This is a genomic window from Limnohabitans sp. B9-3, from assembly GCF_002778325.1.
GTDB classification, from domain to species: Bacteria; Pseudomonadota; Gammaproteobacteria; order Burkholderiales; family Burkholderiaceae_C; genus Limnohabitans; species Limnohabitans kasalickyi.
Map to the genome: position 1 here is coordinate 396024 of NZ_NESI01000003.1, position 13810 is coordinate 409833.

General features: G+C 58.7%; 14 protein-coding genes. 10 read left to right on the forward strand and 4 right to left on the reverse strand.

Annotated elements, in window-relative coordinates; translation table 11 throughout:
• Positions 1-114 precede the first annotated feature (114 nt).
• Positions 115-1044, forward strand: coding sequence for a hypothetical protein (locus tag B9Z42_RS07290; protein WP_100132667.1), 930 nt, complete (start codon positions 115-117; stop codon positions 1042-1044).
• Between the two features lie 21 nt (positions 1045-1065).
• A complete protein-coding gene (locus B9Z42_RS07295) occupies positions 1066-1755 on the forward strand; it encodes a response regulator transcription factor (protein ID WP_100132668.1) in 690 nt (229 codons plus the stop codon).
• Here the strand turns inward: B9Z42_RS07295 and B9Z42_RS07300 are convergent.
• Entirely contained in the window at positions 1730-3163 is a 1434-nt protein-coding gene (locus B9Z42_RS07300; RefSeq protein WP_233203556.1) for an FAD-binding oxidoreductase, read from the reverse strand. The two genes, B9Z42_RS07295 and B9Z42_RS07300, sit on opposite strands and share 26 nt — an antisense overlap.
• A 12-nt stretch (positions 3164-3175) precedes the next feature.
• Positions 3176-3607, reverse strand: coding sequence for a DUF2069 domain-containing protein (locus B9Z42_RS07305; RefSeq protein WP_100132798.1), 432 nt, complete (start codon positions 3605-3607; stop codon positions 3176-3178).
• 22 nt (positions 3608-3629) lie between these two features.
• On the opposite strand from B9Z42_RS07305, the gene B9Z42_RS07310 reads away from it, so the two are divergent.
• Positions 3630-4850, forward strand: coding sequence for a YihY family inner membrane protein (locus B9Z42_RS07310; protein ID WP_233203557.1), 1221 nt, complete (start codon positions 3630-3632; stop codon positions 4848-4850).
• A 3-nt stretch (positions 4851-4853) separates the two neighbouring features.
• Here the strand turns inward: B9Z42_RS07310 and B9Z42_RS07315 are convergent, their stop codons facing one another.
• On the reverse strand, positions 4854-5693 hold the full coding sequence (locus B9Z42_RS07315; RefSeq protein WP_100132799.1) for an alpha/beta fold hydrolase: 840 nt from the start codon (positions 5691-5693) through the stop codon (positions 4854-4856).
• 12 nt (positions 5694-5705) lie between these two features.
• Positions 5706-7049 carry an O-acetylhomoserine aminocarboxypropyltransferase gene (locus B9Z42_RS07320; protein WP_100132800.1) on the reverse strand — a complete coding sequence of 448 codons (1344 nt, stop codon included), beginning with the start codon at positions 7047-7049 and terminating at the stop codon, positions 5706-5708.
• A gap of 76 nt (positions 7050-7125) precedes the next feature.
• On the opposite strand from B9Z42_RS07320, the gene B9Z42_RS07325 reads away from it, so the two are divergent.
• The 7 genes from B9Z42_RS07325 to maiA all read left to right on the forward strand — a co-directional run bounded on the left by B9Z42_RS07325 (position 7126) and on the right by maiA (position 13730).
• Positions 7126-7584 carry a CBS domain-containing protein gene (locus B9Z42_RS07325; protein WP_100132670.1) on the forward strand — a complete coding sequence of 153 codons (459 nt, stop codon included), beginning with the start codon at positions 7126-7128 and terminating at the stop codon, positions 7582-7584.
• A 43-nt stretch (positions 7585-7627) separates the two neighbouring features.
• Positions 7628-8728 carry a chorismate synthase gene (gene aroC, locus B9Z42_RS07330; RefSeq protein WP_100132671.1) on the forward strand — a complete coding sequence of 367 codons (1101 nt, stop codon included), beginning with the start codon at positions 7628-7630 and terminating at the stop codon, positions 8726-8728.
• A 94-nt stretch (positions 8729-8822) separates the two neighbouring features.
• A complete protein-coding gene (locus B9Z42_RS07335; protein ID WP_233203558.1) occupies positions 8823-9947 on the forward strand; it encodes an MFS transporter in 1125 nt (374 codons plus the stop codon).
• Between the two features lie 86 nt (positions 9948-10033).
• The gene (locus B9Z42_RS07340) at positions 10034-11242 is read left to right on the forward strand and encodes a 3-hydroxybenzoate 6-monooxygenase (protein ID WP_100132673.1); all 1209 of its coding nucleotides are present in this window, start codon (positions 10034-10036) and stop codon (positions 11240-11242) included.
• Positions 11243-11257: 15 nt separating this feature from the next.
• Positions 11258-12295: a cupin domain-containing protein gene (locus tag B9Z42_RS07345; RefSeq protein WP_100132674.1), complete on the forward strand. Its 1038-nt coding sequence runs from the start codon at positions 11258-11260 to the stop codon at positions 12293-12295.
• A gap of 72 nt (positions 12296-12367) precedes the next feature.
• Entirely contained in the window at positions 12368-13069 is a 702-nt protein-coding gene (locus B9Z42_RS07350; RefSeq protein ID WP_100132675.1) for a fumarylacetoacetate hydrolase family protein, read from the forward strand.
• A 19-nt stretch (positions 13070-13088) separates the two neighbouring features.
• On the forward strand, positions 13089-13730 hold the full coding sequence (gene maiA, locus B9Z42_RS07355) for a maleylacetoacetate isomerase (RefSeq protein WP_100132676.1): 642 nt from the start codon (positions 13089-13091) through the stop codon (positions 13728-13730).
• The last annotated feature ends 80 nt before the right edge of the window (positions 13731-13810 follow it).

Genomic DNA, 13810 nt, shown 5'->3' on the forward strand with positions numbered 1-13810 from the left:
TTACCATTAAAGTATTATCCGCAAATTGGCGTATTGACATTGAAAGATTCTTGTCAGATATTGCATGGTTGCCAAACACATCCGCTTCGAACTATTTTCAACACATTTCAAGCCATGACTGAAACACAGCCTAATGTTTATGAAACGTGTGACCCCACGTATTTGCAGCAATTGCGGGGCAGCGTGGGCATGGATGTGGTTCAGCTCGCTCGCATTGCTTGTTTGTCGGTGGCGCAAGTGAAGTCGTTGGAGACCGGCGGCGATGACTTGTTTTACTCCACGGCCATCAAGCGCCAAGCCTACAAGCGGACATTGATGATTTTGGGTGCGCCGCCTCCATCTGCTTTCGCCGTTCCCGAGATAACACAAGACCTTGCGCCTGTGGCAGCCGCCTCTGTGAATGAGAGCTTGAACGACATCGCTGACCTGACCACACAACCCGTCGATGACTGGGCGTCCCCCAACCGTGCGGGTCTTCGAATGAGCAGCCCACGGGTCGTACTCATGGGTTTCGCCGTCCTGGTTGCATTGGGTGGTGGTTTTGCCTTTTATCCCATGGATGGGGATGTTTCTTTGACGCTGGCGTCGGTTGCTTCGAATACCACCCCCGATCAACCGCTGCTTGCCACGGCTGACAAGCCGACACAGATGGCACCCGCACCGCTTGCTTCGGTGGTGTTGGCCCCAGACACGGGCAAACTCCCGTCGGCCGAGACGGTTGCTGTGCCCCGTTCAGCTGGGGCCTGCGCGTTTTCTGGCGATCCTGGCCCCGAAGTTTCAGCAGCGATGCCCAAAAAAGATGGCAAGTTTGTGTATGTGATGAGCCCAACTGACACCAACTTGTGCGTGGTCGATGGCAACAAGCAAGCCAGCACCTTGGAACTCAAGGCGGGTGAGGGACGCAGTGTGTATGGCGCCGCGCCTTGGCAGATTTCTGGCAACAACTTAGCGCAGGTTCAAATCTACTTTCAAGGCTGGCGTGCCAGCTTGCCTGAGGGCAGCGTGCAAAAAATAGTCTTGGTGGAGAAAGCGCTGACGCCTTGATTTTTGGCATGATCTGCCCCCATGTCTGTTTTCTCTTTTCAAGCCACCACGTACCTTGGTCATGTGGTGGTCATCGATGACGATGCCTCCATTCGCCGCAGCCTCACCACGTTGTTGACCCGTACCGGTTATGACGTGACTGTGTATGAAGGTGCCGATGCTTTCTTGCAAAACCCTGTTTTACCCCTGCCCTGTGTGATTTTGTTGGACATGCGCATGCCGGGCACCGTGGGTGTGGATTTGCAAGCGCAGTTGCAGACGCGTTTGCAAGCGACTGCGCAATCGGTCCCCGTTGTCTTTGCCAGTGGCGACAGCCGTTCGGAGGAAATCATCCGTGCGATGAAGCAAGGGGCCGTGGACTTCTTGCTCAAACCCTTCACACCACAAAGCTTGCTCGACGCGCTGCAGCGCGCCATGCACTTGGCCGTGAACACGCACAAGCAAGAGGATCGCTTGGACGAAGTCAAAGCACGGCTGAAGAGTTTGACTGCGCGTGAGTTTGAGGTGTGCAGCTGGATGGTCCGTGGCTACACCAACCAACAGATTGCGGAGCTAGATGGGGGCGCTGCGGCTACGGTGAAGCTTCACCGTGCGCGGGTACTCAGCAAGTTACGCTTGCAAGCCTTGCCTGACTTGATGGCGTTGCTCGAGGGCGTTGACTTGACACCCGAGCTCTACCTCGAGATCAACGCACCACACGACCCGGATTGAGTAAGCCCTGCGGGTCCAGTGCCTGCTTGACTTGGCGCATCAAGGCCAAGGCCACAGGGTCTTTGTAGTGCGGCAGGCTGTCGACTTTGAGGCTACCCACACCATGCTCGGCCGAGATCGAGCCCCCCAGAGCTGTGACGGCCTCGTAGACCAAGGTGTTTACCCGGTCTTCTTGAGTCTGCAAGAACAACTTGTTGTCGCTGCCTTTGGGTGACTGCACGTTGTAGTGCAAATTGCCATCGCCCAAATGGCCAAAATTCACAATGCGAACGCCTTCAATTTCGCGTGTCAGCAGCGCATCGGTGCTGGCCACAAACGCCGGAATGGCAGACACCGGCAGCGAGATGTCGTGCTTGATGTTCAAGCCTTCCTCGGCCTGTGCCAAGGTGATGCTCTCGCGGATGTGCCACAAATTGCGGGCTTGTGACAAGCTCTCTGCTACCACAGCGTCTGTGACGCAGCCGTCTTCAAAAGCCAGTTCTAGCAAATGCTCAAAACGGCTGCGGGCATGTGCTTCCGATTCTGTGTCTGAGTTTTCCAGCAGCACACAGTAGGGCGTGTTTTGCCACAACGGCACGCGCAGTTGGGGGTAATGGGTGTCGACCAAGCTGAGGGCGAATTGGCCCATCATCTCGAAGCCCGTCAAGCCAGCGCCTAAATGTTGGTGCGCCAGTCCCAGCAGTTTGACAGCGTGTTCGACCGAGGGCACAGCCGCCCACGCGGTCAGGCTGACGGCGGGCAGAGGGTAGAGCTTCATGGTGGCGGCGGTGATGATGCCCAGCGTGCCTTCGCTGCCAATCATCAAGTTGCGCAGGTCGTACCCCGTGTTGTCTTTGCGCAGGCCGCTGAGGGTGTGCATCACTTCGCCTTGGGCGGTGACCACTTCGAGGCCCAGGCAAAGTTCGCGCGTGTTGCCGTAGCGCACCACCTGTGTACCGCCCGCGTTGGTCGCCAAATTGCCACCAAGGGTGCAACTGCCTTCGGAGCCCAAACTCAGGGGGAATAAAAAGCCCGCTTGCTCGGCCACTTGCTGCACGTTTTGCAACACGCAACCGGCTTCCACGGTGAGGGTGAGGTTGTCGGCATCGATGGCGCGCACGGCATTCATGCGCTGCAAGCTCAACAGCACTTGGGTGCCCGAGGCGTCGGGAATGGAGCCCACCACGAGGCCGGTGTTGCCGCCTTGCGGCACCACACTCACGCCGGCTGATGCACAGGCTTTGACCACGGCCACCACTTCTTGCGTGTTGCCGGGGCGCACGACGGCCAAGGCTTTGCCGCGCACACGTTTGCGCCAGTCTTGCTCGTAAGACGACAAATCGCCGTCGGTCAACACATAAGCATCGCCCAACGCAGAGCGCAAAGCGATGAGCAAATTTTGGTGGGTGGTTATGGTGGAGTGAGACATAAAACCTCGGGTTCAGACGGGGGTGGACACGTTTGGTGCGTCGTCAGGTGCTGGGTTGTTTTTGGCATGCCGTATGCGCAAGCGCACATGCAGGGCACATGCTGCAAACAGCACCAAGCACAGCAGCACTTCCAACAGGGCGCAATAGTTGCTGGGGGCAGCATCGCCCCAAGCCCTGACCACGCCTTCGGTGAAATACAGCCAAATCAACAAACTGAGCCAGCGGTAGGTGTACATGCGGTTTTTCAGCAAGCCGGTGAGAGGGAAACACAGGGGCAAGACTTTGAGCGCCAGCAGTGTGCCGCCTGGGCGCAGAGGCGCTAGCCACAGCTCCCAAGCCAAACCAAGCACGATCAGCCCGAGCAAGCTGCCGACAGCCAGTCCTCGGGTGAGCGTGACGTGACGAAGGGTGATTTCTGCAGGGGGTGTGGGTGGGGTGTGCATAGACGGTGGCATGATTCAGGCCATGATTGTCCCGCAACTGCAAAGCTTCCTTGACCGACTCGCCCGATTCCCTTGGCGCAACACCGCCCGCGTGCTGCGCCAGCGCTTTCGTGAGGACCGCTTGGGGCAAACCGCAGGCAGCTTGACCTTCACCACCACCATTGCTTTGGTGCCCTTGCTGGCGGTGACGTTGGCGGTGTTCACGGCATTTCCGATCTTCAGCGACTTTCAAACGGTTTTGCAAAAACGACTGGTTGAGAGCTTTGTGCCCGACAACATTTCGCGCCAAGTGTTGGGCTATTTGAGCCAATTTGCCAGCAAGGCCAGCCGCTTGGGTGTGGTGGGTGTGACCGCTTTGTTTTTGTCGGCGGTGACGTTGGTGTTGACCATCGATCGCACGCTCAACGCCATTTGGCGCGTGCGCAAGCGTCGCCCGTTTGCGCAAAGTTTGCTGCTTTATTGGACGGCTATCACCTTGGGGCCGCTGTTAATGGGGGCGAGCTTGGTGCTCATGTCTCAGTTTGTGGCAGTTTCCCAAGGCTTGGCCCCCGATATGACGGGCAATATGCGATGGCTGCTGAGTACCTTGGAGTTTTTGTTGTTGGCGTGGAGCGTGAGCGCCATGTACCGCTACGTGCCCTACACCCAAGTGCGCTGGAGCCACGCGCTGGTGGGCGGCGTGTGGGTGGCGGCCGCAACCGAAATTGCACGCAAAGTGTTGACCTATTACTTTGGCCAAATGCCCACCTATTCGGTGGTCTACGGCGCTTTTGCGACTGTGCCAATTTTGTTGATCTGGATGTACTTAGCGTGGACCATTGTGTTGCTGGGGGCCGTGTTGGTGGCCAATTTACCCAGTTTGTTAGATGGCATTTCCCGCGATGGACGTAGCGTAGGCTGGCGCTTTCAACTCGCGTTGGAAGTGTTGCAACGGTTGCAGCTGGCGCGCAGCACGCACGAACATGGTGCAAGTCTCAGCACCCTGTGTGCGGACTTGCACCTGGACCCCTTGCAGCTGGAAGAAGTGCTCGCCACTTTGGTTGACTTGGATTGGATCGCTCGTTTGAGCGAGCAAGTCGATGCCCAACAAACCCACCTCAAGGAAGCCCGCTACGTGATGTTGGCCGACCCGCACCAAACTTCACTCTCGCCTCTGATGGCGCGCTTGCTCTTGGTGCGCAGCCCCGAGTCTGAGGGGTTGTGGATGCGCTGGCACGACCTGCGTTTGAGAGACGTGCTCTGAGTTTTAAACGGTTACGCCCAAAAACGTTTTCAGCGCTTGCAAGGTTTCTTCGGGCGATTCGCTCATTTGGTGGTGACCCATGGGCACGTTGACCACACTGTAGGTTTTGCCGCCTGCCTTGGCTTGCTCGATCAAGGACTTGGCCGCTTTGGGCGTGGTCATTTGGTCGGTCGCGCCTAGCAAGAACAGAATGGGGCAGGTCACGGCATCTATCGCTGCCAAGCCGTTGGCATAGCTGTCGCAGGCCACAAAGCCGCGGTGAAACACATTCACGGCTGTGTTGCTGACTAGTACACGACGACCCAGTGCCATCGACGCGCCGAACACCCAAGTGCCGGGGCCCAGCGCCGAGGGCGGGGCGGCCAAGGTCGAGCGCGAAAACACATTCACCATTTGCAGCGCTTTCATGGGCGCGTTGAGCGAGGCATCGATCAACCCGGGCGACACCTTCATGGGGAAGGCTGTGCCTACCAGCGCCAAGTGGGTGATGCGGTCTGTCAAGCGTGCTGCAGTTTCCAGCGCGATCAACGAGCCCCAGCTGTGGCCCACCAACGCTGCTTTTTCGATTCCCGCAGCATTGAGCAAGGCTTCGATGAATTGCGCAGCTTCTTCGACCGTCGATGGCGCGTCGCCACCGCTGCGGCAATGGCCGGGCAGGTCGACTGCCAGCACGTTGAAGCCGTGGTGCGCGAGGTAGCGGCTTTGCAAAATCCACACGCTGTGGTCGTTGAGTACGCCGTGGATGAACACGAGTGTGGGTTTGGCCGCGTCAAAGGCTTTGCCGCCGGTGTAGGCATAGGCGTCAAAGGCTTGACCCGAAGCAGTTTGGAGTTGGAGTTTCATGGCCATCTCTCCTTAGGCTTGGGGGGCTTGATGCGTTTGAGCCATTGCATCGCCTGCTTTTTCAGCGGCTTTCAAGGCACGTTTCAAATCGTCGATCAAATCGGCGGGGTCTTCCAAGCCAATGGACAAACGGATGGTCCCCGGGCCAATGCCTGCACCCGCCAAGGCCTCATCGCTCATGCGGAAGTGCGTGGTGCTGGCGGGGTGAATCACCAAGCTGCGGCAATCGCCCACGTTGGCGAGGTGGCTGAAGAGTTTCAAGGCTTCGATGAAGGCCACGCCTTGCGCACGGCTGCCTTTTAAGTCAAAGCTGAACACCGAGCCTGCGCCGCGTGCGCCAAAGCGCAGCAGCTTTTCAGCCAAAGCGTGGCTAGGGTGACTCTCGATGAGGGGATGGCCCACGCGGCTGACCATGGGGTGGCTAGCCAAGAACTGCACAACTTTTTCGGTATTCGCCATGTGGCGCTCCATGCGCAGGGGCAGGGTTTCGATGCCTTGCAAAATCAGCCACGCGCTGTGCGGGCTCAGGCAGGCACCAAAGTCGCGCAAGCCTTCGCGGCGTGCGCGCAGCAAGAACGCGCCGATGGTGCTTTCTTCGCTGAACACCATGTTGTGAAAGCCTTCGTAGCTTTGGGTGAGCTCTGGGAATTTGCCACTTTTTTCCCAATCAAAGCTGCCGCCATCGACCACGATGCCGCCAATCACGGTGCCGTGGCCGCTTAAGAACTTGGTGGCCGAGTGGTAGACCAAATCAGCCCCTAACTCGAAAGGTTTGATCAGGTAGGGCGTGGTGAGGGTGGAGTCGACCAGCAGCGGCACACCTGCCTCGTGTGCGATGGCCGAAATGGTGGGGATGTCGAGCACATCCAAGCCCGGGTTGCCCACGCTTTCGCCAAAGAACAGCTTGGTGTTGGGGCGCACAGCGGCCTTCCAGCCATCGATGTCGTTAGGTTGTACGAAGGTGGTCTCAATGCCAAAACGGCTCAGCGTGTAGTGCAATAGGTTGTGCGAACCGCCATACAAGGCCGTGCTGGCCACGATGTGCGAGCCCGCGCCCATCAGCGTGGCAATGGTGAGGTGCAAGGCCGCTTGGCCGCTGGCGGTGCTGATCGCGCCAATGCCGCCTTCGAGGGCGGCCACTCGTTGCTCCAACACCGCATTGGTCGGGTTGCTGATGCGGCTGTACACATGGCCGGCACGCTCCAAGTTGAACAGCGCAGCGGCGTGATCGCTGGACTCAAACACGAACGAGGTGGTCAAGTGAATGGGCACCGCGCGTGCGCCTGTGCTGGGGTCGGGCGTGGCACCTGCGTGCAGCGCGAGCGTGTCAAAACTTGGATCGGTGTAGCCAGGCATGGTTTCCTCGGGTGATTTGTCAGTTTTACGCTGCGATTGTGGGCTATATTTCAAACCCCACCCGAGGAGAAATACCATGAAAGTCAGCGACATCTTGCGCGTCAAAGGCGGCGGAACTTTGTTCACCATCGACCCGATGGAGCCCCTATCCAGTGCGGTGGCCACCATGGCTGAAAAAGACATGGGCTCGCTCTTGGTGATGGAGCACGGCGATTTGGTCGGTTTGCTGACCTTCCGTGAAGTCATTCAGGCCCTGCATCGCTGCGGCGGTGTGTTGGGCGAAACGACGGTGCGCAGCGCGATGGACGACCACCCGCTGACCTGTTCCCCCGACACCGAACTCGATGAAGCGCGCCGCATGATGCTCGAGAGCCATGCGCGTTACATCCCCGTCATTGGCAACCGCCAGTTGCAAGGCGTGATCAGCTTCTATGACGTGGCCAAGTCGGTGGTGGACAGCCAAAAATTCGAGAATCAAATGCTGAAGGCCTACATCAAAGACTGGCCGAGCGGAACCGAAGACGAGAAAGCCTGAGTCGGTTTTCAGATCCCAGCGCCGCTCAGGGATAATCTCAGCCATGAGCGGCAATACCTTCGGAACCCTTTTTACCGTCACCAACTTTGGTGAATCCCACGGCCCAGCCATTGGCTGCGTGATTGACGGCTGCCCACCGGGCATGTCGCTGTGCGAGGCTGACATTCAGGTCGAGCTCGACCGCCGTCGCCCCGGCACCAGCCGCTATGTGACGCAGCGCAACGAGCCCGATCAAGTGCAGATCTTGTCGGGCGTGTACGAGGGCAAGACCACGGGCACCCCGATTGGCCTGTTGATCCAAAACACCGACCAGCGCAGCAAAGACTACGGCAACATCTTGCAAACCTTCCGCCCAGGTCACGCGGATTACACCTATTTCCAAAAGTTCGGCATTCGCGACCCACGTGGTGGTGGCCGCTCTTCGGCACGTTTGACCGCGCCCACCGTGGCCGCTGGCGCCGTGGCGAAGAAATGGCTCAAAGAAAAATTTGGCACCACCTTCTTTGGCTGCATGACCCAAATTGGCGAGTTACCCATTCCCTTTGAGAGCTGGGACCACGTGGGCCATAACCCGTTCTACGCGCCTTGTGCTGACGTGCAAGCATTTGAGGCCTACATGGACAGCCTGCGCAAAGCGGGCGACTCGTGCGGCGCACGCATTCGCGTGGTGGCCACGGGCATGTCTGTGGGTTTAGGTCAACCGCTGTACGACAAACTCGATGCCGACATTGCTTACGCCATGATGGGCCTCAATGCCGTCAAAGGTGTAGAAATTGGCGCAGGCTTTGCCAGCGTGGCGCAGCGCGGCACCACACACGGTGACTCGTTGACCGCAGAGGGCTTTCTGACTAACAACGCCGGTGGCGTGTTGGGCGGCATCAGCACCGGCCAAGATTTGGAAGTGAGCATTGCCATCAAGCCGACCAGCTCGATCTTGAGCCCGCGCGTGTCGATCGACCAAAACAGCCAACCCACCGAGGTGGTGACCAAGGGCCGTCACGACCCGTGCGTGGGCATTCGCGCCACGCCCATTGCCGAGGCTTTGCTGGCTTTGGTGGTGATGGATCACGCCTTGCGACACCGCGCCCAATGCGGCGATGTGCAGGTGGCGATGCCCGCTATTCCGGGTCATACCGCTGCTTGATGGCGTTGCATTTAGGTCTGTTTTGACTTCACCCGCCACAGAAGCGCGTTCTAGCAACGCGCTTTCTCGTTTTCAGCTTTTCCCATTTGCGGCCATGTCCGCCAGCTACTTTGCGCACATTGGGTTTTTTAACCCGTATTTGCCGTTGTGGCTCAAAGATTTGGGTTTCTCCATCACCATCATTGGCTTGCTCACGGCGGTGCAGGCGGCTACCCGTGTGTTGGCGCCTTACGGCTGGGGCTGGCTGAGCGACCACACGGGCGAACGCGTCAAGCTGCTGCGCTTTTGTGCGGGGGCTGCGCTCTTGTGTTCGTGTGGTTTGTTGGTGGAAGGCGGCGTGGGTTGGTTGGCTTTTGTGCTGCTGCTGATGTTCATCCACACCAGCGCCATGATGCCCATGAGCGAGGCCGCCTTGGCCCATTGGGTCAGCAGTGGCAAGGGCTTTGACGCGCGCCGTTATGGGCGCGTGCGCTTGTGGGGATCGCTGGGCTTTTTGGTCACGGTGATGGCCGCGGGCGTTTGGTTTGAGCGCATGGGCATGCAGAGTTTTCCGGTTTGGGCGGTGGGCTCTTTGCTGCTGCTCAACGTCAGCGTGTGGTGGTTGCCCAACCACCGTGAAGCGGCACACCATGACGAGGCTCGCCCACCAGTGTGGGGTGTGTTGCGCCAGTCCCACGTGCAGTGGTTTTTTGCCACCGTGTTTTTCCATGTGCTGTCGCACATTGGGGTTTATGTGTTTTTCTCCCTTTACTTGGATGAGTTGGGCTACAGCAAAACCATGATCGGCGTGCTGTGGGCCGTGTCGGTGGCAGCGGAGATTGTGTGGTTCTTCACCCAAAGTCGGTGGTTGCCGCGTTTCAGTTTGTCGACATGGCTGCTGATTTGCGCGGCGGTCATGGTGCTGCGCATGGGGCTGACCACCTGGGCTGCGGGTTGGTTGTTTGCCTTGTTGCTGGCGCAAGTGCTGCACGCTTTGACCTTTGCCACCCACCATACCGTGTGCATTTCGCTGCTGTCGCAGTATTTCCCTGACCGTTTGCGGGGCAGGGGCCAAGCGCTGTATTCATCCATTGGCTATGGTGTGCCAGGGGTGTTGGGTGCCATGGGCGGTGGTGCGCTCAGCGACGCGTTTGGACTGTCCACGGTCTACGGCGTGTCCATGGCGATGTCTGTGCTGGCTTGTGGCTGCGCTTGGCGCTGCGTGCGTTCAAACGATTAGGGTTATCCCTTAATTTTGGGAAAGATTTGTCGTTTAAACTAAACATCAGCATACTGAATATACCCATACTTTTTAAAGGTGAGACCATGAGTGAACACACACACAGTTTGCCGGTGTTGGTAGCCGGCGGCGGCATTGGCGGCTTGGCGGCTGCCTTGGCGCTGACGCGTCAGGGCTTTCACGTCAAGGTGTTGGAGCAAGCGCCTCAGATTGGCGAAATCGGCGCTGGCATTCAATTGGGCCCCAACGGTTTTCATGCGTTTGACGCCTTGGGCGTGGGCGAGAAGGCCCGCAGTCGCGCGGTCTACACCGACTACATGGTCATGCACGATGCGATCGACGAGTACCAAGTGGGCAAGATTCCCACCGGTGAGGCATTCATTCAGCGCTTTGGCAACCCGTATGCGGTGATTCACCGTGTGGATGTGCACAAGTCGTTGCTCGAAGGCGCGCAAGAGACCGGCAAGGTCGAGTTCGTCACGTCCACTCGTGTGGAACACATTGAGCAAACCGACAGCACCGTCACCGTGACCGATCAGCATGGCAACACCCACCAAGGTATTGCCTTGATTGGTGCCGATGGTGTGAAGTCGGTGGTACGGGCCAAGTACGTGAACGACCCAGCGCGCATCACCGGCCATGTGGTGTACCGCGCCGTGGTCGAGAAAAAAGATTTCCCCGAAAACCTGCAATGGAATGCCGCCAGCATTTGGGTCGGCCCCAATTGCCACTTGGTGCATTACCCCTTGCGTGGTGGTGAGCAGTACAACGTGGTGGTGACCTTTCACAGCCGCCAGCAAGAAGAGTGGGGCGTCACAGACGGCAGCAAAGAAGAAGTGCAAAGCTACTTTGAAGGCATTTGCCCCAAAGCGCGCCAGCTCATCGACTTGCCCAAAACATGGAAACGCTGGGCCACCGCCGACCGCGAGCCCATCGGCCAGTGGACCTTTGGTCGGGCGACTTTGCTGGGCGATGCCGCCCACCCCACCACGCAGTACATGGCGCAAGGCGGTTGTATGGCCTTGGAAGATGCAGTCACGTTGGGCGAAGCGCTGCGCGTAACGAACAACGATTTCGTTCAAGCGTTTGATTTGTACCAACGCGCCCGCGTGTCGCGCACAGCGCGCATTGTGTTGTCGGGCCGCGAGATGGGCCGCCTGTACCATGCCAAGGGTGTGGAGCGTTTGGTGCGCAACGACTTGTGGCGCGGCCGCAGCCCAGAGCGTTTTTATGACGCGGTGGAATGGCTTTACGGATGGAACGTCAGCAACTGTTTGTCAGCCGCTGGCCATTGAACAAAGGAGACACCCATGCAAGAACTCGGACGTTTAGAAGATCTACCCAAAGACTACGTGCAAGACCTGCGCGACCTGAACTTGGTGCCCCTGTGGCCCAGCCTGCGCGGTGTGCTGCCCCCCAAGGTGCCCACGCGCCAAACCCAGCCCACTTGCTGGGCTTACAAAGACATCAAGCCCTTGCTGCTCAAAGCAGGCGAGCTGACCCCGATTGAAAAAGCCGAGCGCCGCGTGCTGGTGCTGGCCAACCCCGGCCATGGCCTTGAAAAAATGCAGGCCTCAGCCGCCATGTATTTGGGTATGCAGTTGCTCATGCCCGGTGAGTGGGCTCCCAGCCATCGCCACACCCCCAACGCAGTGCGTATGGTGGTCGAAGGCGAAGGTGCTTGGACCAACGTGGATGGCGAAAAATGCGCCATGAGCCGCGGCGACTTGATCCTCACGCCCACGGGCCTGTGGCACGAGCACGGCCACGACGGCACCGAGCCCGTGATCTGGCTTGACGTGCTGGACCTGCCGTTGGTCTATTACATGGAAGCCAGCTACCACATCAACGGCGACCGCCAGACCGTGGTGCCCGGCCAAGGCACCCAGCAATATGCCCGCGGTGGCGTGGTGCCCAGCCATGTGTTTGGCCGCAGCAAGAAGGCTTACCCTATGCTGCGCTACGCTTGGAAGGACGCCAAAGCTGCCCTCGAAGCGATGGCTGCGGACGATGGTGCACCCGAGCATCTGCAAGTGACCTACACCAACCCCGAAACCGGCGGCGACGCAGAAAACATCTTAGGCTTTTACGCCCTGATGCTGCGCCCCGGCCAAACCCTGCGCTTGCCTGCGCGCTCGCCCGCGCAGGTGTTTCACGTCATCGAAGGCGCGGTGCAAGCGAATATCGTCGCCAGCGCCTTCACGCTGGCCGAAGCCGACACCTGCTGCGCGCCGGGTTACGAAGCGGTGACGCTGACCAACTTGAATGCCGACAAAGCAGCCTTCGTGTTCATCGCCGACGAATCGCCCCTGCACCGCAAGCTGGGTGTGTACGAGAACCGCGGCTGATTTTTGACCTTGCTTTTTTCACGCAGCGGCCCCAAGCCTGTGTGTGAACCCGTTTTGTAATTTGGAAACTCCATGACTTCTTACCTCTTCACGCCCCCCGCCGTTCAGTCCCTTGCCATCCGTGGCAAGACCGAGCGCTTCCCCATCAACCGCTTGTTCTTCGTGGGCCGCAACTACCACGCGCATGCGGTCGAAATGGGCAAGCCCGTCGACAAAACGGTGGAGCGTCCGTTCTACTTCACCAAAGCCCCGCAAACCCTCACGCACAGCGGCGCGACCGTGGCCTACCCCCCTGAAACCAAGAACTACCACTTCGAAATGGAAATGGTCGTGGCCATCGGCAAAGCCGGCTTTCGTGTGAGCCAAGAGAATGCCCACGACGTGATTTACGGCTATGCCGCGGGTTTGGATATGACCCGCCGCGACCTGCAATTGGTGGCCCGCGACAAAGGCCGCCCTTGGGATTTGGGCAAAGACGTGGAGCAATCGTCGGTGTGTACCGAGATCGTTCCTATGGAAGGCCAGATCATCGACAAAGGCGCGATTGCCCTCGAAGTCAACGGCGAAACCAAGCAGTCGTCGGATGTGGACAAGCTGATTTGGAATGTGCGCGAAATCATCGCCGATCTGTCGCTTTTCTATCATCTGCAACCCGGCGACTTGATTTACACGGGCACTCCCGAAGGTGTGAACGCGGTGCAACCGGGCGACACGATCACCGGTCGCGTGGAAGGCGTGACCGAGGTTGCGTTGACCATCGGTGCTGCCGAATAACGCCGCCACGAAAGCAGATATGAAGCTCTACAACTTTTTCCGCAGCGCCACCTCCCACCGCTTGCGCATTGCCCTCAACCTCAAGGGCATCAGTACCGATTACATCGCCGTTGATTTGCGCACCGAAGCGCATTTGAAAGAAGCCTTCAAAGCCTTGAACCCGCAAGGCTTGGTGCCTGCCTTGGTTTTGGGCGACGAACAGGTGTTGATTCAATCGCCCGCCATCATCGAATGGTTGGAAGAGACTTACCCCACGCCAGCTCTGTTGCCCGTTGACGCGCTGGACCGCGCCCATGTGCGCGCTTTGGCTGCCATCGTCGGTTGCGACATTCACCCCATCAACAACCGCCGCATTTTGGAAACCCTGCGCAAGCAATTTGGTGCCAACGAAGACGTCATCAATGCCTGGTGCAACACCTGGATCACCGACGGCTTCAACGCCATCGAGGCCTTGTTGGCCGCAGACACCCGACGCGGCGCTTTTTGTTTTGGCAACACGCCCACCTTGGCCGATGTGTACTTGATTCCGCAAGTCGAGAGCTCACGCCGCTTCAAGGTGGACCTGAGCCAATGGCCTTGCATCGCGGCCGTGGAGGCTGCATGCATGCAACTGGAAGCCTTCCAAAAAGCAGCGCCACTGCAGCAGCCTGACGCATCTTGATGGCTGCGACAGACAAGGACTGAGCGCTTTTTCTCATCGGCTTGCCCTTCGATGTTGAGCTGACTTTTTCACCTGACTTT